The sequence below is a fragment of the Pandoraea cepalis genome, from assembly GCF_902459665.1.
Taxonomy (GTDB): Bacteria; Pseudomonadota; Gammaproteobacteria; order Burkholderiales; family Burkholderiaceae; genus Pandoraea; species Pandoraea cepalis.
In genome coordinates, this window is sequence record NZ_CABPSL010000002.1 from 172,656 (window position 1) to 196,270 (window position 23,615).

Annotated in this window: 24 protein-coding genes; 9 read left to right on the forward strand and 15 right to left on the reverse strand. The window is 64.7% G+C overall.

Features of this window, described 5'->3' with window-relative positions; all coding sequences use genetic code 11:
- Position 1: 1 nt before the first annotated feature.
- Complete coding sequence (gene mutL, locus PCE31106_RS05215) at positions 2-2,056, reverse strand: DNA mismatch repair endonuclease MutL (protein WP_254440919.1); 2,055 nt, start codon at positions 2,054-2,056, stop codon at positions 2-4.
- 258 nt (positions 2,057-2,314) lie between these two features.
- Here mutL and PCE31106_RS05220 point away from each other — a divergent pair, with 258 nt between their 5' ends.
- Positions 2,315-2,983, forward strand: coding sequence for a VTT domain-containing protein (locus tag PCE31106_RS05220; protein ID WP_150562611.1), 669 nt, complete (start codon positions 2,315-2,317; stop codon positions 2,981-2,983).
- Between the two features lie 115 nt (positions 2,984-3,098).
- Here the strand turns inward: PCE31106_RS05220 and PCE31106_RS05225 are convergent, their stop codons facing one another.
- Both PCE31106_RS05225 and tsaE read right to left on the reverse strand, forming a co-directional pair.
- Positions 3,099-4,553 (reverse strand): N-acetylmuramoyl-L-alanine amidase, encoded by a 1,455-nt coding sequence (locus tag PCE31106_RS05225; protein WP_254440920.1) that lies wholly within the window; start codon positions 4,551-4,553, stop codon positions 3,099-3,101.
- Positions 4,547-5,071 carry a tRNA (adenosine(37)-N6)-threonylcarbamoyltransferase complex ATPase subunit type 1 TsaE gene (gene tsaE, locus PCE31106_RS05230; protein ID WP_150562613.1) on the reverse strand — a complete coding sequence of 175 codons (525 nt, stop codon included), beginning with the start codon at positions 5,069-5,071 and terminating at the stop codon, positions 4,547-4,549. Before tsaE ends, PCE31106_RS05225 begins: the two co-directional genes overlap by 7 nt.
- 17 nt (positions 5,072-5,088) lie before the next feature.
- Between tsaE and queG the strand changes: the two genes are divergently transcribed.
- The gene (gene queG / locus PCE31106_RS05235; protein WP_254440921.1) at positions 5,089-6,351 is read left to right on the forward strand and encodes a tRNA epoxyqueuosine(34) reductase QueG; all 1,263 of its coding nucleotides are present in this window, start codon (positions 5,089-5,091) and stop codon (positions 6,349-6,351) included.
- Complete coding sequence (xerD, locus tag PCE31106_RS05240) at positions 6,318-7,337, forward strand: site-specific tyrosine recombinase XerD (RefSeq protein WP_437343793.1); 1,020 nt, start codon at positions 6,318-6,320, stop codon at positions 7,335-7,337. Before queG ends, xerD begins: the two co-directional genes overlap by 34 nt.
- Positions 7,338-7,428: 91 nt before the next feature.
- Here the strand turns inward: xerD and PCE31106_RS05245 are convergent, their stop codons facing one another.
- A complete protein-coding gene (locus PCE31106_RS05245) occupies positions 7,429-8,994 on the reverse strand; it encodes a class I adenylate-forming enzyme family protein (RefSeq protein ID WP_150562615.1) in 1,566 nt (521 codons plus the stop codon).
- Positions 8,995-9,108: 114 nt separating this feature from the next.
- Between PCE31106_RS05245 and ybaK the strand changes: the two genes are divergently transcribed.
- Positions 9,109-9,603: a Cys-tRNA(Pro) deacylase gene (gene ybaK / locus PCE31106_RS05250; RefSeq protein WP_017232734.1), complete on the forward strand. Its 495-nt coding sequence runs from the start codon at positions 9,109-9,111 to the stop codon at positions 9,601-9,603.
- Between the two features lie 133 nt (positions 9,604-9,736).
- Entirely contained in the window at positions 9,737-10,345 is a 609-nt protein-coding gene (gene plsY, locus PCE31106_RS05255; protein ID WP_150562616.1) for a glycerol-3-phosphate 1-O-acyltransferase PlsY, read from the forward strand.
- Positions 10,346-10,444: 99 nt separating this feature from the next.
- On the opposite strand, the gene PCE31106_RS05260 is transcribed toward plsY, so the two are convergent.
- On the reverse strand, positions 10,445-10,930 hold the full coding sequence (locus PCE31106_RS05260; RefSeq protein ID WP_017232736.1) for a YajQ family cyclic di-GMP-binding protein: 486 nt from the start codon (positions 10,928-10,930) through the stop codon (positions 10,445-10,447).
- 252 nt (positions 10,931-11,182) lie between these two features.
- Between PCE31106_RS05260 and murB the strand changes: the two genes are divergently transcribed.
- Positions 11,183-12,199 (forward strand): UDP-N-acetylmuramate dehydrogenase, encoded by a 1,017-nt coding sequence (gene murB, locus PCE31106_RS05265; RefSeq protein ID WP_150562617.1) that lies wholly within the window; start codon positions 11,183-11,185, stop codon positions 12,197-12,199.
- Here murB and PCE31106_RS05270 read toward each other — a convergent pair.
- The 3 genes from PCE31106_RS05270 to argF form a co-directional block, all read right to left on the reverse strand.
- The gene (locus PCE31106_RS05270) at positions 12,189-13,637 is read right to left on the reverse strand and encodes a patatin-like phospholipase family protein (protein WP_150562618.1); all 1,449 of its coding nucleotides are present in this window, start codon (positions 13,635-13,637) and stop codon (positions 12,189-12,191) included. The two genes, murB and PCE31106_RS05270, sit on opposite strands and share 11 nt — an antisense overlap.
- A gap of 90 nt (positions 13,638-13,727) precedes the next feature.
- On the reverse strand, positions 13,728-14,051 hold the full coding sequence (gene ppnP, locus PCE31106_RS05275; protein WP_017232739.1) for a pyrimidine/purine nucleoside phosphorylase: 324 nt from the start codon (positions 14,049-14,051) through the stop codon (positions 13,728-13,730).
- Positions 14,052-14,464: 413 nt separating this feature from the next.
- Positions 14,465-15,391, reverse strand: coding sequence for an ornithine carbamoyltransferase (gene argF, locus PCE31106_RS05280; protein ID WP_150562619.1), 927 nt, complete (start codon positions 15,389-15,391; stop codon positions 14,465-14,467).
- 351 nt (positions 15,392-15,742) lie between these two features.
- Here argF and PCE31106_RS05285 point away from each other — a divergent pair, with 351 nt between their 5' ends.
- Complete coding sequence (locus PCE31106_RS05285) at positions 15,743-16,057, forward strand: DUF3579 domain-containing protein (protein WP_017232741.1); 315 nt, start codon at positions 15,743-15,745, stop codon at positions 16,055-16,057.
- A gap of 296 nt (positions 16,058-16,353) precedes the next feature.
- On the opposite strand, the gene rpsT is transcribed toward PCE31106_RS05285, so the two are convergent.
- Positions 16,354-16,626: a 30S ribosomal protein S20 gene (rpsT, locus tag PCE31106_RS05290; RefSeq protein WP_017232742.1), complete on the reverse strand. Its 273-nt coding sequence runs from the start codon at positions 16,624-16,626 to the stop codon at positions 16,354-16,356.
- A gap of 179 nt (positions 16,627-16,805) precedes the next feature.
- On the opposite strand from rpsT, the gene murJ reads away from it, so the two are divergent.
- Positions 16,806-18,356 (forward strand): murein biosynthesis integral membrane protein MurJ, encoded by a 1,551-nt coding sequence (murJ, locus tag PCE31106_RS05295; protein ID WP_026131734.1) that lies wholly within the window; start codon positions 16,806-16,808, stop codon positions 18,354-18,356.
- Positions 18,357-18,402: 46 nt separating this feature from the next.
- Positions 18,403-19,269, forward strand: a complete 867-nt coding sequence (locus tag PCE31106_RS05300; protein ID WP_017232744.1) for a SirB1 family protein — start codon at positions 18,403-18,405, stop codon at positions 19,267-19,269.
- A gap of 69 nt (positions 19,270-19,338) precedes the next feature.
- Here the strand turns inward: PCE31106_RS05300 and PCE31106_RS05305 are convergent, their stop codons facing one another.
- The 6 genes from PCE31106_RS05305 to PCE31106_RS05330 all read right to left on the reverse strand — a co-directional run bounded on the left by PCE31106_RS05305 (position 19,339) and on the right by PCE31106_RS05330 (position 23,607).
- Entirely contained in the window at positions 19,339-19,833 is a 495-nt protein-coding gene (locus PCE31106_RS05305; RefSeq protein ID WP_150562620.1) for an Mpo1 family 2-hydroxy fatty acid dioxygenase, read from the reverse strand.
- A gap of 296 nt (positions 19,834-20,129) precedes the next feature.
- Entirely contained in the window at positions 20,130-20,795 is a 666-nt protein-coding gene (gene adk, locus PCE31106_RS05310) for an adenylate kinase (RefSeq protein ID WP_150562621.1), read from the reverse strand.
- 305 nt (positions 20,796-21,100) lie between these two features.
- The gene (kdsB, locus tag PCE31106_RS05315; RefSeq protein ID WP_130027944.1) at positions 21,101-21,880 is read right to left on the reverse strand and encodes a 3-deoxy-manno-octulosonate cytidylyltransferase; all 780 of its coding nucleotides are present in this window, start codon (positions 21,878-21,880) and stop codon (positions 21,101-21,103) included.
- Positions 21,881-21,888: 8 nt separating this feature from the next.
- A complete protein-coding gene (locus PCE31106_RS05320) occupies positions 21,889-22,095 on the reverse strand; it encodes a Trm112 family protein (protein ID WP_017232748.1) in 207 nt (68 codons plus the stop codon).
- A complete protein-coding gene (lpxK, locus tag PCE31106_RS05325; RefSeq protein ID WP_150562736.1) occupies positions 22,076-23,092 on the reverse strand; it encodes a tetraacyldisaccharide 4'-kinase in 1,017 nt (338 codons plus the stop codon). Before lpxK ends, PCE31106_RS05320 begins: the two co-directional genes overlap by 20 nt.
- A gap of 53 nt (positions 23,093-23,145) precedes the next feature.
- On the reverse strand, positions 23,146-23,607 hold the full coding sequence (locus PCE31106_RS05330; protein ID WP_017232750.1) for an ExbD/TolR family protein: 462 nt from the start codon (positions 23,605-23,607) through the stop codon (positions 23,146-23,148).
- Between the last annotated feature and the right edge of the window lie 8 nt (positions 23,608-23,615).

A 23,615-nucleotide genomic window follows, 5' to 3' on the forward strand; every position in this document is an offset into this window, starting at 1 on the left:
CTCAACGTCCCCGCATGAACAACTTGTCGAGATCGCCGAGCGTGAGCTGGTACCAGGTGGGACGCCCGTGATTGCACTGATCGGCGCGCTCGGTCGCTTCCATCTGGCGCAGCAGCGCGTTCATCTCTTCATGCGTGAGCCGTCGATTTGCACGTACCGCCGTGTGGCAGGCGAGCGTGCCGAGCAGTTCATGCTGACGTTCCGTGAGCACGCGCGAACCGCCGTACTGACGTAGGTCCGCGAGCACAGCGCGCGCCAGGGCTTGCGCGTCGGCGCCGTCGAGCAAGGCGGGAATGGCGCGCACGGCGAGCGTGGTCGGCGACATCGCCGCGAGGTCGAAGCCCAGCGCGGTGAGCGTTTCCTGATGCTCTTCCGTCGTACCGATTTCCACCGGGTCGGCGAAGAACGTCACGGGAATCAGCAGCGGCTGCACCGGCACGCTGCGTTCCACGAGCGCCTGCTTGAAGCGTTCGTAGAGAATGCGCTCGTGGGCCGCGTGCATGTCGACCAGCACGAGGCCATAGGCGTTCTGCGCGAGGATGTAGATGCCGTGCAATTGGCCGAGGGCGAAGCCGAGCGGTTGTTCCAGCGTCATGGCGTCGGCGTTGCCGCCGGCGCCTGCCGGCAGGGTGCCGCTGCCGGTGAGTGTCGTGTCGCCTTGCGTTGTCCCGGCATGGCCATACGGCGGCGGGGGCGCATCCGTGACGCCTGGCTGGCCATACGGGCGCGGGGCGGGGGGCGCGGCGCGTCCGAACAAGTTGTCATAGACGGACAGCGGTTGCGCCATCGGCAGCGTGCCTTGCTGCATGCGGGGATTCCAACTGCTGCCGACGCCACCGATCCCTCCGGCCGGGCGCGCAGCCACCATGCCGCTGCCGCCTCCGCCCAAGGCGGCACCCGGCCCGGCGGCAAGTCCACCGCCGTCGGTCAGGTGGGCGGCGTGCGTCGCGCCGCCGCTGCCCGCCGCTCGGGCCAGCGCGCGTTGCACGACGTGGAATACGAACTGGTGGACGCTGCGGGCATCGCGAAACCGCACTTCGATCTTCGAGGGGTGGACATTGACGTCGACCCATTGCGGTGGCAGTTCGAAATACAGCACGTAGGCCGGATAGCGGTCGCCGTGGAGCACGTCTTCATAGGCCGCGCGTACCGCGTGGGTGAGCAGCTTGTCGCGCACGAAACGGCCGTTCACGAAGAAATACTGCTGGTCGGCGCGCCCGCGACTGGCGGTCGGCAACCCGACGAAGCCCGACAGGCGCAACTCGGCGGCCCCCTCGTCCAGCGCCAGATGCGCGCCGGCAAAGTCGTTGCCGAGCACGCGCGTGACGCGCGTCGCGGCGTCAGTCGCGTTCCAGTGCTCCACCGCCCGGTTGTTGTGCAGGATCGAGAAGCCGACGTCGGGACGCGCGAGCGCGCTGCGGCGAATAACGTCCATGCAATGACCGAACTCGGTCTGCTCGGTCTTCAGAAATTTGCGCCGCGCGGGGGTGTTGAAGTACAGGTCGCGAACGTCGACCGTCGTGCCCACCGGGCCTGCGGCGGGGGTCAGCGCACCGGTGTTGCCGTCGATGGCGCTCGCGTGCGGCGCATCGGCCTGGCGGCTCGACAGCGTGAGTTGGGCCACCGACGCGATGGAAGCGAGCGCTTCCCCACGGAACCCCAACGTAAGCACCGATTCGAGTTCGTCGAGCGAGCGAATCTTGCTCGTCGCGTGGCGCGTGAGCGCCAGCGGCAATTGTTCGGCGGACATGCCGCCGCCGTCGTCGGTGATGGCGATGCGGCGCACGCCGCCTTCTTCGAGCTTGATCTGGAGTGCGCGGGCCCCGGCATCCAGGGCGTTCTCGAGCAATTCCTTGACGACGGACGCGGGGCGTTCCACCACCTCGCCCGCGGCGATCTGGCTGATCAGCTGGTCGGGAAGGACCTGGATGGCGCGCAACGGCGCGAGGCCCGTCGGCAGGGGGCCGGGGCGGCGCTCTGGGGCCTGGGTGCCGGTCGGGTCGGGCACGCCGGCCGGGTCGTGTGCAGGGGGGGAGGAGGTCGGGGTCGCAGACATGGGAACCATTATAAAGGTTGCCCTCAAAGACATAGGTCGAGCCAGGTTTCAGCGGGCAATACCCGCAACGGCGCCCGTAGCAGCGCAACTCATTCCTGTCATGGGAGGGTTGTAGGCTGGACCATGGATTCGACATACCCGTGACGGTCGGCGCCGACCGTCACGGGCACGACACGACGCCCGACGTTTGCGCTGGTATCATGCGTTCGTCGCGTGCCCGCAGGGACGGGCCGGCGTCCTTTATCTTGAGGAATCGACTTGGATACTTTGGTGCAATTGGTGGAGATGGTGCTCCACATCGATAAACATCTGGGGGTGTTTATCGATCAATACGGAAACTGGGTGTATCTGTTCCTGTTCATGATCGTGTTCGTGGAAACGGGGCTGGTGCTCTTTCCGTTCCTTCCGGGTGATTCCCTGCTGTTCATTGGCGGTGCATTTGCGGCGACCGGTGCGATGGATCCGTGGTTGCTCGGCGTACTGCTCTTCATTGCGGCAGTGACCGGCAACACGCTCAACTTCTGGATCGGATCGAAGATCGGGCCGCGCGTGTACGAGAAGAACTGGCGTTTTCTCGATCGCGACGCCTTGCGCAAGACCCACGACTTCTACGAGCATCACGGCGGCAAGACCATTGTGATTGCGCGTTTCGTACCGATCGTGCGGACGTTCGCGCCGTTCGTGGCGGGGGTGTCGGCCATGTCGTGGGTGCGCTTCCAGCTCTACAACTTGCTCGGCGCCCTGATCTGGGTGTCGCTGCTCGTGGGCGGCGGTTACCTGTTCGGCAACCTGCCGATCGTCAAGCAATACCTGAACGTCATCGTGCTGGTGGGCATTTCGGCAGCGGTGGTGCCGATCGCGCTCGGCGCGCTCTGGAAACTGGTCACGCGCGGTCGTCGCCGTGTGGCGCAGGGCCAGGGCGAGTAAGGTCGACCGTCGGGCAGACAGTGACCTCGCAGGTCCAATAAAAAATGGCGCGTCCGGTTGATGACCGGGCGCGCCATTTTTGTCTTGGCGTTGCGCGAACGTCCGCGGCCGGCCGTCAGGCCGTCCGATTCTTCGCAAGGGGCGGATTCTTGGCGAAGTAGGCCTTGATGCCCTTGAGCAGTGCATCGGCGAGCCGCTCCTGGTAGGCCGGATCGTTCAGCGCCTGCTCTTCCTTGGGGTTGCTGATGAAGGCCGTCTCGACGAGCACCGACGGAATGTCGGGGGCCTTGAGCACCGCGAAGGCCGCCTGTTCGACGTGCTTGCTGTGCAGCCGGTCCGCGACGGTGCCGATCTCGGCGAGCAGCGCCGTGCCGAATACCTTGCTGTCACGGATCTGCGCCGTTGTCGACATATCGAGCAACGCATGCGCTACGGCGCGGTCGTTGGTCTTGATGTTGACGCCGCCGATCAGATCGGACGCGTTTTGCGTCTTTTCCAGCAGACGTGCCGTCGCACTCGTGGCGCCACGCTCGGACAGGGCGAATACCGACGCCCCGTTCGCCGACGGCGAGGTGAACGCATCGGCGTGAATCGACATGAACAGGTCGGCGTCCACGCGGCGGGCCTTCTGCACCCGCACGCCGAGCGGTACGAAGAAGTCGGCGTCTCGCGTCATCATCACCCGCATATTGGGTTGCGCATCGATCTTCTCGCGCAGCCGCTTGGCGATCTGCAGCACCACCACTTTCTCGTAGGTGCCGCTGCTGCCGATCGCGCCCGGGTCTTCTCCGCCATGGCCGGGGTCGAGGGCGATGGTGAGCAGGCGGGCGGTCTTCGGTCCGCGTGACGGTGGCGTGAGCAGCCCGTCGTCGTTGCGCTGGGCGAGCGACGGCATTCTGTCCGTGGTCGAGGGTGCCGGGGGGCGCGAGACGCGCGGGCCCGGCTCACGTTGCGCGTAACGCTGAAAGAACGCTTCGCTCTCCTCCGTGCTCGGCGTGCCCGTGCCCGACGACGGGTTCGAGGGCTGAGCGGGCGGTGTGTTCTGCGCCAATGCCTCGGCCTTGTGGCTGGACTTGGCGAGCAGTTCCATGAGCGGATCGGGCTCGACCGCCGGATACAGGTCGAACACGGTGCGGTACTTGTAGCCCGCGACCGGCGGCAACGTGAAGGATTGTGGCTTCACGCCGGCCTTCAGATCGAACACCATGCGCACGACGCCGGGTTTGAACTGCCCCACGCGCACCTGCATGATCTGCGGGTCGTTCGGCTGGATCTTTGACACGAGATCGCGCAGCGCCGGGCTCAGATCCACTTCGTCGAGATCGATGACAAAGCGGTTCGGACTGGCCATAAGTTGCTGCTGGAACTTGACCGGGTTGTCGGTCTCCAGCGTGACGCGTGTGTAGTCCTTGGCCGGCCAGACGCGCACCGCCACGATGGCATTGGCGAAGGCGAGACGCGGGCCGGTGAGGGCGAGGATGAGTGTCGAGGCGCCGGCGCGCAATGCACGGCGGCGGCCGGCATTGGGCGATGAGGCGTCGTCGGTACGAATAAAGCGTTTGATCAGCATGAGTTCAGGCAAGCAAGACCGGCCGGCGTGTAGGCGCTCGTCGTCAGACGGCGGCTGTGGCCGACAGGTTCCAGCCAAAGGCCCAAATCGGGGGTGCCCAGGAGACCTTCGGCTTTCTCCGGCCACTCGACGAGGCACAGGGCGTCGCCTGCAAAGTGCTCCCGAAAGCCCGTGTCGTGCCATTCGGCCGGATCGGCGAAGCGATACAGGTCGAAATGATAGACCGGCAACACGCCTTGTGGTGTGTCGATGTTGTAAGGTTCACACAATGCATACGTGGGACTTTTGACGCGTCCGGTATGGCCCAGCGCGCGCAGCAGGGCACGCACGAGCGTGGTTTTCCCTGCACCGAGGTCGCCCGAGAGCTGCACGTGCAGTCCCGCATGCGCCGGGTCGGTGTGCGCCGCGCGTGCCACGATGGCGCGCGCGAGCGCTGCGGCGAAGGCCTCGGTGGCGGCTTCGTCCGGCAGCGCGAAGATGCGCTCGCCCAGGGGCGTCGGCGTCGATGAATCGGGCATTGCGTAAAATGGAGTCGATGAAAGCTTCCGTGATTTTCCCCGCTACCGCCGCACAAGTCGAGTCGGCGGCACCTCCGAATGCTTCGGAAGTGTCGTCCTCGCGCGACAATGCGACGTCTCCCGCCCTCGATGCCGAGGACTTGGCCGCGCTTGCCGGTCAGATTCGCGCATGGGCGAGCGAACTCGGTTTCGGCCGGGTCGGCATCACGGACATCGATCTCTCGCACGCCGAAGCGGGGCTGCAACAATGGCTCGACGACGGCTGTCATGGCGATATGGACTATATGGCGGCGCACGGCATGAAGCGCGCGCGGCCCGCGGAGCTGGTTCCCGGCACGGTGCGCGTGATCAGCGCACGCATGAACTATCTTCCGAACGACACCGACATGGCGAGATGGCGCGAGCGTGAAGCCGCGCGCGCGGCGATGCCTGCCGAGGCCGTCGTGTCGATCTATGCGCGCGGACGCGACTATCACAAGGTCATGCGCCATCGGCTGCAACAACTGGCCGATCGCATTACCCAGGCCATCGGGCCGTTCGGCTACCGTGCATTCACCGATTCGGCCCCCGTGCTCGAAGTCGAACTCGCGCAGAAGGCCGGGCTGGGCTGGCGCGGCAAGCACACCCTGCTGCTCTCGCGCGACGCGGGTTCGCTCTTCTTTCTCGGCGAGATCTTTGTCGACGTGCCGCTGCCGGTGGATGCCGATGCGCCAAGCACGCCGAGCGAGGTGCAAGGCAGGGCGACGGGGCAGCGCCTGCAACCGGGTGAGCACTGCGGGCAATGTCAGCGATGCCGCGACGTTTGTCCGACCGGCGCCATCACCGAAGCGTTTCGCGTCGATGCGCGCTTGTGCGTGTCGTATCTGACGATCGAGCACAAAGGGGCGATTCCCGAGAATTTGCGCGCGAAGATGGGCAATCGCATCTATGGCTGCGACGATTGCCAGCTCTACTGCCCGTGGAACAAGTTTGCGCAGCCGTCGCCGCTCGCCGATTTCGCTCCGCGCAACCGGCTCGATAGCGCCTCGCTCGTCGAACTGTTCGCCTGGAGCGAAACGGAATTCATGGATAAGCTGGCCGGCAGCCCCATTCGTCGTATTGGCCATGAGCGATGGCTGCGCAATCTGGCCGTGGGGCTCGGCAATGCGCTGCGCGACTCGGCAGATGCCGCCGCCCGCGCGCCGCTGCGCGATGCCTTGCTCGCGCGACGCGATCACCCATCGGCGTTGGTGCGCGAGCATGTCGAATGGGCGCTGGCCCAGGAAGGAGCCACCGTTTGACCCCAGGCACCCACCCCGCGAGCGAGAACCTCACCGACGTCGACAATCTCGATGATCCGTCGTCTCCGCTGGCCTTCGACCCCGACGGCGCGACCTATGTGCGCAGTGTCACGCTCATCGACCAGTTCTGCGACACGATCTGGCTCGAAGACGGCCTCTCTCGCAATACGCTCGACGCTTACCGACGGGATTTGCGCCTCTTCGCGCAATGGCTCGCCGCCAAGCGCGAGACTTCGCTCGATGACGTGGACGAGGCGGCGCTCGCCGCCTATCTGGCGTGGCGTCGCGAGAGTCTGGCGAGCAGCGTCAATCGTCGTCTGTCGGTCTTCAAACGGTTCTATCAATGGGCGCTGCGCGACCATGTCGTGCACCAGGACCCGTGTTTGCGCATTGCATCGGCCAAGCGTGCCCAGCGGTTGCCCTCGACATTGTCGGAGGCGCAGGTCGAAGCATTGCTGGCCGCCCCCGATCTGGCCCAGCCGCTCGGGTTGCGCGATCGCGCGATGCTCGAACTGATGTATGCGAGCGGTCTGCGCGTTTCGGAACTGGTCGCGCTCAAGACGATTGAAGTGGGATTGAACGAGGGTGTGCTGCGCATCTTCGGCAAGGGCGCGAAGGAGCGGCTGGTGCCGTTCGGCGAAGAGGCCAACGCGTGGCTCACGCGATATCTGGCGCAGAGTCGAGGGGTGCTGCTGGCCGGTCGCGCCTGCGACACGCTGTTCGTCACGCAACGCGGCCAGGGGATGACGCGGCAGGCGTTCTGGTATCTGATCAAGCGCTATGCGTTGCAGGCGGACATTCGTGCGCCGCTCTCACCGCATACGCTGCGTCATGCCTTCGCGACGCATCTGATCAATCACGGCGCGGATCTGCGTGTGGTGCAGCTGTTGCTCGGCCACGCCGACATCTCCACCACACAGATCTACACGCACGTCGCGCGCGAACGCCTCAAGTCGCTGCACGCACAGCATCATCCGCGCGGGTGAGCGCCGTGTGTGAGGCGCGTGCTGCGTGGGCCGCGTGTACGGCAAGCAAGGCCGGCGCGGTAGGCGAGCGACGCCGCCGCGCCATCAAACTTCAAAGCAACGCCTTGAGCTTGTGCTTGAGCACCTTGCCCGTCGATGCGGCGGGCAGGGCATCGAGCACCCGAATCTGCGCCGGACGCTTGTACGGTGCGAGCCGCGTCGCCGCCCACGCGGCCAGCGCTGCGACGTCGATGGCATGGCCCGGGCGCGCCTCCACGAACGCGATGACCTGCTCGTTCTCCTCGTCGGGACGTCCGAGGACGGCCGCTTGCAGCACGTCCGGATGGCTCGCCAGCGCCTGCTCTACTTCGAGCGGATAAACGTTGAAGCCGGAGTGGATGATGAGTTCCTTGGCGCGTCCCGCGAGGAAGAGCGCGCCGTCGGCGGTGCGCCGCGCAAGATCGCCGGTGCGCAGCCAGCCGTCGTCGGTCACGGCTGCGGCCGTCAGCGCCGGGGCACGATAGTACCCGAGCATCACGTTAGGACCACGCACCCAGAGTTCACCAACGTCGCCATCGGGCAGGTCATGCCCGTCGCGATCGACGATACGTACCGTCACGCCGGGGATCGCCGGCCCCACGGCGCAGTCGTCGCGCGGGGCGTCGAGCAGCGTTTGCGAGACGGTTGGGCTACTCTCCGTCAATCCATACCCGTTGTGAATCGGCAGGCCATAGAACGCTTCGACACGCGCCTTGAGCGCGGCATCGAGGGGCGAGCCGCCCGAGTAGACGAAGCGCAGCCGCGGTGCGATGAGTGTCCGGTTCTGCGCCGTCACATAGGCCATCAGGCGGGCGTGCATCGCGGGCACCCCTTGCAGGATCGTCAGCCCGTCGTGGGCGAGCGAATCGAGCACGGCTTCGGGAGTAAAGCGCGCGGCCAGCCGTAGCGTGCCGCCAGCGTACAGCGTGCCCAGACACACCGACGTCAGGCCATAGACATGCGAGATCGGCAGCACGCCGTAGGCAATATCGTCGGCACCGACGCGTCGCAGCGCGCTCGACACCGCAGCGATGAACATCAGGTTGCGATGCGAGAGACGAACGCCCTTGGGCGTGCCGGTCGTACCGGTTGTGTAGATAAGCGCCGCGCATTGCAGCGCCGGATCAGTCTGCACCGGCTCGGCGGCGCTGTCGGGATCGATGTCGGACACCGCGATGGCGCCGAGCGCAAGGTCGGTCCAGGCGACCTTGGCGGCGTCTCCCCGGGCGTGCGCGGCGGCATCGGGCGAGGCATCGACCGTGTAGATCGCGCAGCGCGGTTGCGCATGATCGCGAATGGCGTTCAATTCCGCGGCGCTGACCCGCGCGTTGCACAGCAGCGGCCAAGCGTCGAGGGCTGCCACGGCGAGCAGCAGCACCACATACGCGATGCCGTTCTCACCGACGAGCATCACGCGATCGCCGCCCCGCACGCCGTGCGCGCGCAGGCGCTCGGTGCAGGCGCTGACGGTGTTCGCCAGTGCCCCGTAGGTGAGACGGCTGAAGTCGTCGATCAGGGCGATGCGCGTGGGCGCTTGCGCGGCGATCCGCGCGGGCAGCGTGTCGATGCGTGCGGGCAGATTCGCGAGCAAGCTGGCGGCGAAGGTGTCCGGATGAGAGGGGGCGGGAGAGGCTGACATGCCGGCATTGTAATGCGCTCGCCGTCATCGAGCATCGCACACGCCGTCGAGGATGACGGCGGTGCGCGCATTCCGGGACCGCAGTCCTTGGCCGTTTCATTACAATAGGCGCCCATGAGCAAGACCAAACACGTCTCGGAAACGCCGGCCACGCAGTTTCTGAAGCAAAAGAAAGTGGCCTTCACCGAACACGTCTACGAGTACGTCGAACATGGCGGGACCGGCGAGTCGGCACGCCAGTTGGGCGTGCACGAGCATGCGGTCGTCAAGACGCTCGTCATGGAAGACGAGAAGGCCCGGCCGCTGATCGTCCTCATGCACGGCGACCGGACCGTCTCGACCAAGAACCTCGCGCGCCAGATCGGCGCCAAGCGCGTGGAGCCCTGCAAGCCGGAGGTCGCCCAGCGTCATTCGGGTTATCTGGTGGGCGGCACGTCGCCGTTCGGTACGAAGCGCGCGATGACCGTGTATGTGGAGGCGTCGATCCTCGATCTGCCGCGCATATTCATCAACGGCGGGCGACGCGGGTACCTCATCGGCATCGCCCCGCAGGTGCTGCTCAATACGTTGGCGGCCAAGCCGGTGTCGTGTGCGCTGAGCGACGAATAGACACCACGGCACGGCGGCCTGCGTCTGTCCGATCGATCCGGTCGCGGCGCAACCCCGTGGTTGCCAGAATGGAGGGACGGAGCGCGTCAAGTAGAATGGCGGCCATTACACATTCTGCTCACGCTCGAAGTTCATGGCCACACTGGTTTTTATCGTTCTCGCGTACCTGATCGGCTCGTTGCCGTTTGCGGTGATCGTCAGCCGCACGATGGGTCTCGCCGACCCGCGCAGTTATGGCTCGGGCAACCCGGGCGCCACGAACGTGCTGCGCTCCGGCAACAAGAAGGCCGCCGTGCTCACGCTGATCGGCGACGCCCTCAAGGGCTGGCTTGCCGTCTATCTTGCGCAACGCTTCGCCGATACGTGGGGTGTAGGTGACTTCGGTCTGGCGGCCGTGGCCCTTGCGGTCTTCATGGGCCATCTGTACCCGGTGTTTCTGCGCTTTGCCGGCGGCAAGGGCGTAGCGACGGCGGCCGGCGTCCTGTTCGCCATCCATCCGGTGCTGGGGCTCGCCGTGATCGCAACGTGGCTCATCATCGCGATCTTCTTTCGCTATTCGTCGCTCGCGGCACTGGTGGCGGCGGTGTTCGCGCCGCTTTACTACGTGTTCATGTCTGGCTTCGGACCGTACGCCCCCGCGGTGATCGTCATGGCGATCTTGCTGGTTTACCGGCACCGCGCCAACATCGGCAAGCTGATGGCGGGCAAGGAAAGCCGCATCGGGCAGAAGAAGGCGAAGTAAGGCCGGCGTTACGTCGGCTCGGCCGAACCCGGCACGGCCTCGACCCATACAAAACCCGCAGCGAGTCTGCGGGTTTTGCTTGTCTGCGGCGCGCCTCTGTCAGTCGCGGAAGTTGTTGAAGTCGAGCGGAGTGTCGGTCACGTCCTTGCGCAGCAGGGCCATGGCACTTTGCAGGTCGTCGCGCTTGGCGCCCGCAATGCGCACGCTGTCGCCCTGGATGCTCGCCTGCACTTTCATCTTGCTGTCCTTGATCACGCGCACGATCTTCTTGGCCAGATCGCCTTCGACGCCTTTCTTCACCTTGACGACCTGCTTGACCTTGTCGCCGCTGATCTTCTCGACCTTGCCGTAGTCGAGGAAGCGCACGTCCACGTTGCGCTTGGCCATCTTGCTGATGAGCACCTGCGTGACTTGCTCGAGCTTGAAGTTGTCGTCGGCGAACAGCGTGAGTTCCTGCTCCTTGTGCTCGATTCGCGAGTCCGATCCCTTGAAATCGAATCGCGTCGAGATTTCCTTGTTGGCCTGCTCGATGGCGTTCTTGACTTCAATCATGTTGGCTTCGCTAACCACGTCGAACGATGGCATCTGGCTCTCCTGAAAGGTAAAGGGTTCGTGAAATGGCACGCCGGGCATGCCGCACGGGGGACGGTGGCGCCGGCGCACCCGTCCGGGACGACCGGGCCATGCGGGCAGCGCGAACCTCGGCCGCGTGGCCGCTATAATGGTGCGCAAAATTCTTTCGCCCGACATTGTAATTCAGCCGTCGCTCCGGTGTCCCTTCTGGGCGCTGTCCGGGACGGCGGCCCCACGGATCACCCACGGATTTCTCCCGACTTCATGCCTCAGTTGCAACGCGACGTCAGCCTGCGCGACTTCAATACCTTCGGCCTGCCCGCCTCCGCCCGCTTTGTCGTGACGATCGACAGCGAAGCGGCGCTTCTCGATGCGCTCGCCATGCCCGAAATCGCAGGCTTGCCGCGTCTCGTGCTCGGCGGTGGCAGCAATGTGGTGCTCACGCGCGACTTCGACGGCGTGGTGTTCCGGATGGCGATTCGCGGCCGTGAGCGGCTCGCCGACGACGCGCACGCGCGCTATGTGCGCGGCGGCGCCGGCGAGGTCTGGCACGACTTCGTCGACTGGACGCTTTCGCAGGATTGTCCTGGCCTGGAAAATCTCGCCCTGATCCCGGGCACCCTCGGGGCTGCCCCGATTCAGAACATCGGCGCCTACGGGCTGGAACTGGCCGAGCGCTTCGCCGAGGTGCGCGCGCTCGATACGGCCACGGGCGCATTCGTCACCCTCAGCCGCGAGGCGTGCGCGTTCGGCTATCGCGATTCGCTGTTCAAGCGCGAACCCGGGCGTTACCTCATCGTCTCGGTCACATTGCGGCTGCCACAGCCGTGGCAGCCCGTGACGGGCTACGCGGACGTGTCGCACACGCTCGCCCAGGCGGGCATCGCGCAGCCGAATGCGCGGCAGATCTTCGAGGCCGTGGCGGACATTCGCCGCCGCAAACTGCCCGATCCGGCCGAACTCGGCAACGCCGGGAGCTTCTTCAAGAACCCCGTGGTCGACGCCGCAACGTTTGCCGCACTGCGCGAGCAGTTTCCGGAAGCGGTCGGCTATGCTCAGCCGGACGGCGCCTGGAAAGTCGCCGCGGGCTGGCTGATCGACCAATGCGGCTGGCGCGGCAAGTCGCTCGGCCACGCGGGCGTGCATGAGCGTCAAGCGCTCGTGCTCGTCAATCGAGGCGGCGCCAGCGGCGCGGAGATCGTGGCGCTCGCGCGCGCCATACAGGCCAGCGTGCAGGAGCGCTTCGGTATCGCGCTCGAGCCCGAACCGCTCATGCTTTGATCGACGTGGCGTCGGGCAGGCGCTGCAGGTAATCGCGCCGCAGGTCGACGGTGGAGCGCACGCCGACGTCGTCGAAGTGCGCATCGAGCCAACGGCTCGCCGCCTCGCGGCCACGGTCGCGCAGCGTGGTGAGGAAGTGCCAGTCGGTCACGAATTTCGTCGATGACGACAAGTCGTACAGCGCCTTGTCCGCGCGAATCGAGTGAATCAGCGGGTACTTCAGACGCTTGCGAAACTCGGGCTTGAGCCATCCCTCGTCAAGCAGTTTGTGCACGAAGGAAATGGCACGGAATTCGCGCTGCAGCGACGCATTGAACGTGATCTCATTCACGCGATTCATGATCTGCCCCGGCAGCACGGGTTTCTCTTTGCGCTCGATCGGGTTGATGTGCACGATCAGGATGTCGCTCGTGAGCGTCTCGTAATAAAACGGATAGAGCGGCGGGTTGCCGAGATAGCCGCCATCCCAGTAAAAATCCTCGTCGATTTTCACCGGCTTGAAGAGCCACGGCAGACACGCCGACGCCATCGCGACGTCGAGCGTGATTTCGTGTGTGCGAAAGATGTGGATGTTGCCGGTGCGGACGTTGGTCGCGGACACGAACAGGCGCGTCGCGGTGCTTTCGCGCAACCGTTCGAAATCGACCTGCGCTTCGAGCACGGTGCGCAGCGGGTTGATTTCGGCCGGGGGCTGCGCGAACGGTGTCATCCATTGCTGCATGCTCTGCATCCAGTCGTGCCAGACCGGGTATTCGGTCGGACGGCCGTTGAGCCAACTGAAGACGGTCTGCGCCCAGGCGGTTGCCGAGGAGCCTGCCTGCGACACGCCGAGCCAGAAGCTGTGCAGCGCCTCACGCGCCTTCTCTCGCGGGTCGACACCCGGACGATCGAGCAGGCCGTGCGCCAGTACGACGGCGTTCATCGTGCCTGCGGACGCGCCGCTGATGCCTTCGAACTCGAGGCGTCCGTCTTCCAGCAATTTGTCGAGCACGCCCCAGGTGTAGGCCCCATGCGCACCGCCCCCTTGCAGCCCCAGGTCGATGCCTTTTCGCTTCGCGGAGCGGCTGCGTGAGGGTTTCGTGGATTTGGCGGGGGCGCGCGTACGGGGAGCCTCAGGTGCCTCGGTAGCGCCCTTGGCCGAGAGGGTGTCGCTCGGCGCATCCGTGGCGGAGGTGCGCTTGCGAGCGCGAGGCGCGGCGGATTTCTGAGGCGCGTTGCCGGTACGTGCCGGCCGGGTGAGGCCATCGGGCGGGAGCAACGGTACGTCGGTCGGCTCGAGATCGGTGCTCGTGCCGTTCACTGATTCGGCAGCGGATTCGGCCGGCACCGAGTGAGAGGACAGCGAGGCGGTCGAAGCCGCGGCCTGCGCATCGGCAGGGGGGGCATCAGCTCGGTCGCCGGTAGCATCGTCGGCGGATTCGGGGGGCAGACGCGACATAGTGAGTAGCGGCGCCGGGCCGCGCTGAACCGGCCGAGAGGGCGACGCCGGGGGAGACCCCCCCGCGCAGTCGCGATGCTGGCCGGTCGGTTAGCCGTAATGGCAGACGTAATCGAGCGTCTCCAAGACCTCGATATCGAACTTGCTGTTGCCCGGCACGGAGAACTGCTGACCGGCGGCGTATTCCTGCCACTCGGCCTGACCGGCCAGACGGATGCGGCAGCGGCCGCTCGTGACTTCCATGATTTCGGGCGCATCGGTGCCGAACTGGAGCATAGCCGGGAAAATCACGCCCAGCGTCTTGCGCGTGCCGTCCGGGAACAGCACGGTGTGCGACACGCACTTGCCGTCGAAATAGGTGTTGGCGCGCTTGATTACGGAAACGTTGTCGAACTGCGTTGCGTTTTGCGTCATGACCGAATGCGGAGTCGAATGCGATGGAAAGTCGCGATGATGAGTCGATAAGCCTGCCCCAACGGGGCAAACGTGAATTCATGCTAGCACGTTTCGAACGTCCACCCGTCTGCATTTTGTGCGATGCACAACGAATTTGCCCCGTTGCGGTGCAAATTACGGAATGTTCTGACGGACGGTAACGACTACAACGTGCGGTGATGAAGCGCGCGTCAAGAGGGACGCCTGCGCGTGAGCGATGATAGCGGAACGTTGGTCGCGGTGGGGATGCCGGATGTTGGAGCGGGCGGCGAGCGTGACGCGAAGGTGACGCGAGGGAGGTGCGGAGGACGTACGGGGGAGGCGCTGGCGCGGTGGCCAAAGATAACGCCCGGACGGCGTTGCGCTGGTCCGGGCGTGGTCTGATCGACGCGTTAGACGCGACCGAGCATCAGGTATTCCATGAGCGCCTTCTGCACGTGCAGACGGTTCTCGGCTTCGTCCCAGACGACGCTTTGGGCGCCGTCGATCACGTCGGCCGACACTTCCTCGCCACGGTGCGCGGGCAGGCAGTGCATGAACAGTGCGTCCGGTTTGGCGCGCTGCATGAGGTCGGCGTTCACGCACCACTGAGCGAAGGCCGCTTTTCGCGCCTCGTTCTCCGCTTCATAGCCCATGCTCGTCCAGACGTCGGTCGACACGAGGTCCGCGCCTTCGCAGGCCTCGCGCGGGTTGTCGAACTCGCGCACGAACGGGCGGCTCGACTCGGCCACCATCGCCTGATCGAGGCGGTAGCCGGGCGGCGTCGAGATGTTGAACTGGAAGCCGAAGATCTCGGCGGCCTGTATCCACGTGTAGGACATGTTGTTCGCGTCACCGATCCAAGTCACGGTCTTGCCCTTGATCGGGCCGCGATGCTCGTAGAACGTAAAGATGTCCGCCATCACCTGACACGGGTGATATTCGTTGGTCAGGCCGTTGATCACCGGTACTCGCGAGTGCTGCGCGAAGCGCTCGATGATCTCCTGACCGAACGTGCGAATCATGATGATGTCGGTCATTCGCGAGATCACCTGGGCCGCGTCTTCGATAGGCTCGCCACGGCCAAGCTGCGTGTCGCGCGTGTTCAGAAACACGGCGTGGCCACCCAACTGGTGAATCCCGGCTTCGAACGAGAGTCGCGTGCGTGTCGAGCTTTTCTCGAAAATCATCGCCAGCGTGCGGTCGTGCAGCGGGTGGTAGGTCTCGTAGTTCTTGAATTTCTTCTTGAGAATGCGGGTGCGCTCAAGCACGTAGTCGTACTCGTCGAGCGTCAAATCCGAAAACTGAAGGTAATGCTTGATGGGTTTGGCGGTGGTCATTTGGATGTTCTGCTGGAGGCCGATAGCGCGGGAATTCAAAGGGAACTCTCTCGCTGGCGGCACGACGAACAAGCCTTGAGGCCTGTCCCCCGGTCAGGCGCGTGAAGGTGTTCTACCGGTTGCTGGCATCAGGGGAACAGCCGCTAGTCTACCAAATCGTTTTGCCGTCACACGAAAAGCGTATGATCGAGCGCGATGCTGCACGGCCAAAAACGGCTGGCAAGACCGAAAAAAACATCGGCAGCGAGGGTGGGGGACAGGTTTGAGTCTTATATAAGATATAATACTGTCTCTGTCAGCGACGCTACCCGCGTATGGCTGGCCAGGTGCTTTTTGAGGTGATTGAGCGATATGACCGACCAGGTTTCCGCGCGCGAGTATTTCATCCAGGGGCTCACCCGGGGTGGCAAGAAGTTCCGTCCGAGTGACTGGGCGGAACGTCTGTGCGGCGCCGTGTCGTTTTGTGGCCGGCGCGATACTGGCCCGAACGCATACATGCAGTACTCCCCCTATGTGCGTCCGATCATGGTGGGCGACGTCAAATGCGTCGTTGTTGACGAGCGGTTGCGCGACATCGAGCCGATGGCTTTCGATTTCGTGATGAATTTTGCGCGTGACAACGACCTGCAACTGACCGAAGCCTGCTTCGTTCCCGACGTCAAGTAATCCCCCGTGGCCGTTTTGCGGCCAGACGTGAGTGTCGGGCCTTTGGCCCCGACTCACCGTCGTTCTACCCCGTCGTCGCCCGTCGCGCGGTGACCGCCCTTGTGGTTCACGCCATTCACGCATTCGTCCCGGATTCTCTCGCAGCCGTACAGTGGCTTGCGCGCGCGTCGCGTGAGTGTGGTCGGCGTTCTTTGGCTTCAGCGAAAAGAAAAAGCCCGCACGAAGCGGGCTTTTTTTGTGTTCCGACCGGAGTCGGAACCGGCAAGCAACTTGAGTCTGCTTGACCGCTTGCGCGGTTAGGCAGCAGCCGACATCGCCTTGATGGCGGCCGACAGGCGGCTCTTTTGACGAGCGGCGGTGTTCTTGTGAACGATCTTCTTGTCAGCGATGATGTCGATCGTCTTGGCCGACTTGCGCAGCACTTCCTTGGCAGCGGTGGGGTCGCCAGCGGCGATGGCCTTGCGGACCGCCTTGACTGCCGTGCGCAGACGCGAGCGCAGTGCCGAGTTGTGGGCGTTGATCTTAACGGTTTGACGCGCGCGCTTGCGTGCTTGTGCGGTATTTGCCATGTTCGGTGAATTCCTTGAATTGCTCCGCCTGATGCGGCTTCTATGCAGTTTGGCTCGGCTCCCTGGGAGACACGGTGGCCAGGAAGCAATCCATTGACTTCGAAACCGTCGATTATAGCCGAACGCCAATGGAAATTGCAACTTCTTTGCTGCAATGCTGTGCGTATAATACGCGCAACATGAATTTGCTCAAAGCTCTCGCTACGGTCAGCGGTTTCACGATGCTCTCGCGCATCACCGGTCTGGTCCGTGAAATCCTTATTGCACGCATGTTTGGCGCCGGTCCCATGACCGACGCCTACAACGTCGCATTCCGCATCCCCAATCTGCTGCGCCGCCTGTCCGCCGAAGGTGCGTTTTCGCAGGCCTTCGTGCCGATTCTGGCCGAATTCAAGTCGCAGCGCAGTCATGAGGAGACGAGAACCCTCGTCGATTCCGTGACCACCGTGCTGTTCTGGGGGTTGCTGGCGATCACGATTGCCGGGGTGCTCGGCGCGACCGGGGTCGTCTATGCCGTCGCGACCGGGCTCTCGCGTGAGAACGGCACGTTCGACTCGGCCGTGTTCATGACGCGCGTGATGTTCCCATACATCACGCTCATCTCGATCACGACCCTTGCCGCCGGCGTGCTCAATACGTGGCGGCGATTCTCGATGCCCGCGTTCGCGCCCGTGCTGCTCAATCTCTGTTCGATCATCGCCTCGCTGTGGGTCGCGCCGCATCTGGCGAAGCCGGTCTACGCGCTGGCCTTCGCGGTGATCGTTGGCGGCGTGCTGCAATTGGTCATCCAGCTCCCGGCGCTCGCGCGCATCGACATGTTGCCGCGCATCACGATCAATATCGCGGCGGCGTTGCGTAACACCGGCGTGAAGCGGGTATTGGCGAAGATGGTGCCGGCCACGCTGGCCGTGTCTGTGGCGCAGGTGAGCCTCATCATCAACACGAACATCGCGTCGCGCCTCGCGCAGGGCAGCGTGTCGTGGCTGGCGTATGCCGACCGCCTGATGGAGTTTCCAACGGCATTGCTCGGCGTGGCGCTGGGCACGATCCTGCTGCCGAGCCTCTCGCGCGCCCATGCCGATGGCGATGGTGCCGAGTATTCCGCCTTGCTGGACTGGGGGCTGCGCCTGACCTTCCTGCTGGCGATGCCGAGTGCCGTCGCGCTGTTCGTCTACGCCGAGCCGCTGACCGCAACGCTCTATCAATATGGCCGTTTCGACGCGACCGACGTCGCGATGACGGCACACGCGCTGACCGCCTACGGCGTCGGGCTGGTCGGCCTGATTCTCATCAAGATTCTGGCGCCGGGCTTCTATGCCAAGCAAGACATCAAGACGCCGGTGAAGATCGCCGTCGTGGTGCTCGTTGCCACGCAGCTCTCCAATCTGCTCTTCGTTCGGTGGTTCGCCCATGCGGGGCTTTCACTGTCGATCGGCGTGGGCGCGTGCATGAATGCGGTGTTGCTGTTCGCGGGGCTTTACAAGCGGGGTATCTACCGGCCGGCGCCCGGATGGCGTCTGTTCTTCGTGCAATTGCTGGCCGCCTGCCTGATTCTGGCGGGCTTGCTGCTGTGGTTCACCCAAAGCTTCGACTGGGTGGCGATGGGCGCGCGCCCGCTCTCGCGCATTGCGCTGCTTGGCGCCAGTCTGGTGCTATGCGCGGTGGTGTATTTCGGGGCATTATTCCTCATGGGTTTCAACTTCTCGTTCTTCCGCCGACGCACTCGCTAGCGATTCGCTCGCGCGCCACTGGCACGGTGGACTTCACGGATACCGCATGGCGAATCGATTTCTCGAGTATTTTGCTGCGCTGGTCGCGTCCGACGACGGTCTGCCGCTGACCGAAGCGGCCATCGCCATCGCGCAAGACGTCTATCCCGATCTCGACGTTCAGGACACGCTGACGCGGATCGACGCGCTCGCCGCGCGTCTGGCCAAGCGTTTGCCGCCTGACGCCGGGCCCCTGCAGAAACTCCAGTTGCTCGATCATTTCTTCTTCCGCGAACTCGGGTTCTCCGTCAACCAGAACGATTACTACGATCCGGACAACAGTCATCTGCATGTGGTGCTGGACCGGCGTCGCGGCATTCCGATTTCGTTGGCCGTGCTTTGCATGGAGATTGGGCACCAGATCGGCCTGCCGCTGCGGGGCTTGTCGTTCCCGGGGCATTTCCTGCTACGGCTTGCGGTACCGGCCGGCGACGTGGTCATCGATCCGATTTCGGGCAACTCGCTTTCGCCGCAGCGACTGCTCGAAATGGTCGAGCCCTATCTGAAGCACTATCGCGACGAGAGCGCCGAGCCGATTCAGGAGTTGGCGCTTTGGGCGTTGCTGCACCCCTTCCTGGAGCCCGCCACGCCGCGCGAAATTCTGGCGCGGATGTTGCGCAATCTGCGAGCGATCTACACGCAGAACGAGCGATGGGAACGCGTGCTTGCGGTGCAGGAACGCATGGTGCTCGTCTTGCCCGATCAGCCGGTCGAGCAGCGCGATCGCGGGCTGGCCTATGCTCGCCTTGGGCTGGTACGTCCGGCGCAGGACGATCTCGAACACTATCTGGGCACGCGCCCCGATGCCGAAGACGCCAATGCGATTCGGCAGATTCTCGACGACCTGAGCCGTCGTCCGGGCAGCCACGGATAACGGCCAGCACCGCCTGTTTTCGTTTGTCGCTTGCGCCGTCGCGCGTCGTTCATCGGGGCTCGCGGCCCATCACGCCGACTGTGCCGCCAATTCCTGGACGCGTCGTTGCAGACCGGGTTTGTAGCCGAAGTGAAAGAACACCTCGGCCATCAGGAACATCGGTGCGATAAAGATCTGGAAGACGTTATCGAGCAGCGCGGGCTTGCGGCCCTCGAAATGATGGCCGATCAACTGAACGATCCAGCCGCCGACGAACAGAACCCCAAAGACGGTCAGCGCCCACGGCCACGACAAGGTGGCCAGGTGCTGTGTGATGGCCAGCAGCGCGGCGAAGACGGCCGTCATGGCGAGTGCCAGCGGGACATCGAGCAGGAAGTAATACATCAGCAGCACCAGCACGATCACATGCGCGACATTCAAGCCGCTCGGGCCGAGCGGCAGCGTTGAGAACGCCTGCATCACGGCCAGTATGATCATGGGAACGCCGAAGAAATGGGTCAGACGATTCTTGGGACTGCGGTGATAGCGCTGGTAGAACGACATCTGTTGCGCCAGTGATTTCATGCCAACCTCCTGCCATGGGGACGGGAAGAACGCGGGATCGCCACCGACAGTCTCGGCGATTGAACCGACCGCAAGTGCGTTCGGATTTCCATTGTAGTCATCGCCGTGACGACAATTTGCTGCATTGCGGCAATTTGACTCGCCCCGTTGATGCGTCGGGAGCGACACTACCTGACACTGGCAAAAAAGGCGGCCCAGTGTGACCTGGCCGCCTTTCTCTACGTCGCCGTTCGCGCCGACCCGACCCCGGAGCGCAGCGAATGCTGCACGGGGTCAAGGGGGCGACGCTCGTGTGCTTACTTCAGTGCGTCGAACACGCGCGCACGAATTTCGTCCACGCTGCCTTGCCCCGAGATCTTGCGATACTGCGGTGCCTCGACGGTCGCGCCCGGGCTGCCATGCTTCGCCCAATCCGAGTAGTACGCCACGAGCGGCTTGGTTTGCGATTCGTACACGCTCAGGCGCTTCTTGACGGTGTCTTCCTTGTCGTCGTCGCGCTGCACGAGCGGCTCGCCGGTCACGTCGTCCTTGCCTTCGACCTTGGGCGGGTTGAACGTGACGTGATATGTACGACCCGATGCCGGATGCGTGCGACGACCGCTCATGCGCGTGATGATTTCGTCGAACGGCACGTCGATCTCGAGCACGAAGTCGATGGCGACACCGGCGTCCTTCATGGCTTCCGCCTGCGCAATCGTGCGCGGGAAGCCGTCGAACAGGTAGCCGCTTTTGCAGTCGTCGGCGCGCAGGCGCTCACGCACCATGCCAATGATGACGGCGTCCGGCACGAGGTCGCCCGCGTCCATGTAACGCTTGGCTTCGAGGCCAAGCTGAGTGCCTTCCTTGATCGCGGCGCGCAGCATGTCGCCGGTCGAGATTTGCGGGATGCCGAATTTCTCTTTGATGAAAGTGGCTTGGGTGCCCTTGCCGGCCCCGGGTGCCCCCAACAAAATCAGACGCATCAATGACTCCTGAAAGTTTGTGATTTGTGAATGCTGTGCGTGCGGCAGGCAGGCGCGTCCCCGGGATTCGGCGGCGGTTGCGGGTCGTGTGACCGGCCAACCGCGCTGCGCGCAGGCGACGCGTCGGCAGGGCGCGTCGCGCGCGGCCGGGGAGGCTGCTCGCGAGAATCAGAGCGATTATGCCACGATGAGCCCGTCTGGCGGCGTTTTGCCGACCGATGGGCGTCGTACCGGTGCGATTTCCGGGACAAGCGCGCGAGCGATTGGCCGGCGTGCCAACGCCGGCATTCGTGCTGGATCGGGCGTTAGTTCCGCAGCAGCGCGCGAACGCGTTCGAGATCATCCGCTGTGTCCACGCCCGGCAGCGGGGCGTCGGCAGTCACGAGCACGGCAATGCGCTCGCCATGCCAGAGGGCGCGGAGTTGTTCGAGCGATTCGGCGGTTTCGATCGGGGCCTGCGGCAGGCTCGGATAAGTGCGCAGGAATTTGGCGCGATAGGCGTAAAGCCCGATGTGACGAAAGACGGGTGTGGTCGCCGCGGGTAACGTTGCGGTGTGGGCAAGCCCGGCGGACCATGCATCGCGCGACCACGGAATCGGCGCGCGCGAGAAGTAGAGGGCGCGGCTATGGGCGTCGAGCACGACCTTGACCACATTCGGCGAGAAGATCTCCGCGTTGTCAGTGATCGGATGCGCCGCCGTCGACAGGGCACATTCCGGGTGCTCGGCCAGATGCGCCGCTACCGCGTGCACCAGACGCGGATCGATGAGTGGCTCGTCGCCCTGCACATTGACGACGATCGTGTCGTCGGGCCAACCCTGCTGGACGGCCACCTCGGCGAGACGATCGGTGCCCGTCGGGTGATCCGCACGCGTCAGGGCGACATCGAAGCCGTGCGCGGCGACGGCATCGGCCACACGCTGTGAGTCGGTCGCGACGACCACCTGACACGCCCCCGATTCGCGCGCCCGCTCGGCCACGCGCACGACCATCGGCTTGCCGCCGATATCGGCGAGCGGCTTGTTCGGTAGACGCGTCGACGCGAGACGCGCCGGCACGACGGCGACAAAGTCGACGGTGTTCATCGAATCGCTCACGATGCCGGCTTGTCGCCGCTCAGCGGCACGGGCGTACCTTCGACGGACTGGCGCGCTTCATCGGCCAGCATGACGGGAATGCCGTCCCGAATCGGGTAAGCGAGCTTGTCGGCGTGGCAAATCAGCTCCTGGGCTTTCTTGTCGTACTCCAGGGGGCCCTTGCACAACGGGCAGACGAGAATCTCAAACAGTCGGTTGTCCACGCAATTTCTCCACTACCAGGGATACGAGGCGCGCGTCGAGCGCTGCCTCCGCAGGCACGGCCCACACGCGTGGGTCGGACCAGGTGACGCATTTTACTGCATCCTTTTCGGTGATCAGGATGGCATCTGCCGCGGCGCCGTCGAACGGATTCGTCGCAAAGTCGTAATGATCGGGCAACGCCAGCGTCTCGATCTGCAGACCTGCGCCACGCAGCGCCGCGAAGAAGCGCTCGGGCGCGCCGATACCGGCCGCCGCCAACACGCGTTTGCCCGAGAAGTGCGCCAGCGCCCGGGTCAGGCTCGGCTGGCTCACGCACCAGGCATCGCCCAGCGTAAGTGTCAGCCGCCAGGTGTCGGGCCACTCGGGGAGCGTTTTGCCGTAAGGGTCGTTGATCAGATTGGCGTCGCGTCGGCGCGAGAGCGGTTCGCGCAACGGTCCGGCGGGCAGCAGGAAGCCGTTGCCGCCCAGCCGGTGGTCGAAGACGGCGATCTCGACGTCACGCGCGAGCGCGTAATGTTGCAGGCCGTCGTCGCAAACGATGACGTCGCATGCCGGATGCGCGGCCAGCAGCGCGCGGCCACCTTCGACACGCGACGGCCACACCCACACCGGCGCCCCCGTGCGCTTGGCGATCAGCAGCGGCTCGTCGCCGACCGCGTCGGGGCGTGCCGTTGGACTGACTTCGGTCGGACCTGGCAGCGTTGCCCCGTATCCGCGCGACAGAACGCCGGGCGTAAAGCCGAGCGCGCGCAATGCGCCGACCAGCGCGATGACGGTCGGCGTTTTACCGGTGCCCCCCACGGTGAGATTGCCGACGACGACGACCGGAACCGGCAGCCGCGTCGACGTTCTCCATCCCCGGCGAAAGCTCAGTCGCCGCCAGGCCGCCATGGCGGCAAAAACCCACGATATCGGCCAGAGCAGCCAGGCGAGGAGTCCTCGTCGCTGCCACTGGGCGCTGACCCAATGCACCAACGAGCCCGACAGACGCGGCACCAGTGCGCGCGAGCGCCCGCCCGCGGCAGGGCTGGGGTGTGATGAAGGTGTCGTCATCGGGACGGTTGACCCGCCGCGCCGTGGGCCGTCGTCGAGCGTGCGGCGAACGTCAGGCGAGACAGACCGGCCTCGCGGGCGGCTTCCATGACGTTGATGACCGACTGATGCGCGCTTTTGGCGTCGGCATTGATCACGACGACCGGCGACTCGGCGTCGGTGTTCGCGGGACCGGCCGCTTGACGCAGCGCTGCCGTAAGGCTCGCGACATCGCGCTGCGCGAGCGCGTGCCGGTCAATGGCGTAACTGCCGTCGGCGCCGACCGAGACCACGATTTGACGCGGCGGCACGACGGCCTTCTGTGCATCGGCCGTCGGGAGGTTGACCTTCAGCGCCGTGTAGCGCGTGTAGGTCGTGGTGACCATCAGGAAGATCAGAATGACCAGCAGCACGTCGATGAGCGGGATCAGGTTGATCTCCGGTTCGTCGCGTGTGGAGAGACCTCGACGGAAATTCATCGTGCGCC

Coding starts and splice junctions, on each gene's coding strand:
- PCE31106_RS05330 (WP_017232750.1), bottom strand. CDS start 23,607: ATGAATTTCCGTCGAGGTCTCTCCACACGCGACGAACCGGAGATCAAC.
- PCE31106_RS05300 (WP_017232744.1), top strand. CDS start 18,403: ATGGCGAATCGATTTCTCGAGTATTTTGCTGCGCTGGTCGCGTCCGAC.
- argF (WP_150562619.1), bottom strand. CDS start 15,391: ATGACCACCGCCAAACCCATCAAGCATTACCTTCAGTTTTCGGATTTG.
- ybaK (WP_017232734.1), top strand. CDS start 9,109: ATGAGCAAGACCAAACACGTCTCGGAAACGCCGGCCACGCAGTTTCTG.
- xerD (WP_437343793.1), top strand. CDS start 6,318: ATGGGCGCTGGCCCAGGAAGGAGCCACCGTTTGACCCCAGGCACCCAC.
- PCE31106_RS05285 (WP_017232741.1), top strand. CDS start 15,743: ATGACCGACCAGGTTTCCGCGCGCGAGTATTTCATCCAGGGGCTCACC.
- murJ (WP_026131734.1), top strand. CDS start 16,806: ATGAATTTGCTCAAAGCTCTCGCTACGGTCAGCGGTTTCACGATGCTC.
- kdsB (WP_130027944.1), bottom strand. CDS start 21,880: ATGAACACCGTCGACTTTGTCGCCGTCGTGCCGGCGCGTCTCGCGTCG.
- tsaE (WP_150562613.1), bottom strand. CDS start 5,071: ATGCCCGATTCATCGACGCCGACGCCCCTGGGCGAGCGCATCTTCGCG.
- PCE31106_RS05270 (WP_150562618.1), bottom strand. CDS start 13,637: ATGTCGCGTCTGCCCCCCGAATCCGCCGACGATGCTACCGGCGACCGA.
- plsY (WP_150562616.1), top strand. CDS start 9,737: ATGGCCACACTGGTTTTTATCGTTCTCGCGTACCTGATCGGCTCGTTG.
- queG (WP_254440921.1), top strand. CDS start 5,089: ATGAAAGCTTCCGTGATTTTCCCCGCTACCGCCGCACAAGTCGAGTCG.
- PCE31106_RS05225 (WP_254440920.1), bottom strand. CDS start 4,553: ATGCTGATCAAACGCTTTATTCGTACCGACGACGCCTCATCGCCCAAT.
- mutL (WP_254440919.1), bottom strand. CDS start 2,056: ATGTCTGCGACCCCGACCTCCTCCCCCCCTGCACACGACCCGGCCGGC.
- murB (WP_150562617.1), top strand. CDS start 11,183: ATGCCTCAGTTGCAACGCGACGTCAGCCTGCGCGACTTCAATACCTTC.
- ppnP (WP_017232739.1), bottom strand. CDS start 14,051: ATGACGCAAAACGCAACGCAGTTCGACAACGTTTCCGTAATCAAGCGC.
- rpsT (WP_017232742.1), bottom strand. CDS start 16,626: ATGGCAAATACCGCACAAGCACGCAAGCGCGCGCGTCAAACCGTTAAG.
- PCE31106_RS05245 (WP_150562615.1), bottom strand. CDS start 8,994: ATGTCAGCCTCTCCCGCCCCCTCTCATCCGGACACCTTCGCCGCCAGC.
- adk (WP_150562621.1), bottom strand. CDS start 20,795: ATGCGTCTGATTTTGTTGGGGGCACCCGGGGCCGGCAAGGGCACCCAA.
- PCE31106_RS05260 (WP_017232736.1), bottom strand. CDS start 10,930: ATGCCATCGTTCGACGTGGTTAGCGAAGCCAACATGATTGAAGTCAAG.
- PCE31106_RS05305 (WP_150562620.1), bottom strand. CDS start 19,833: ATGAAATCACTGGCGCAACAGATGTCGTTCTACCAGCGCTATCACCGC.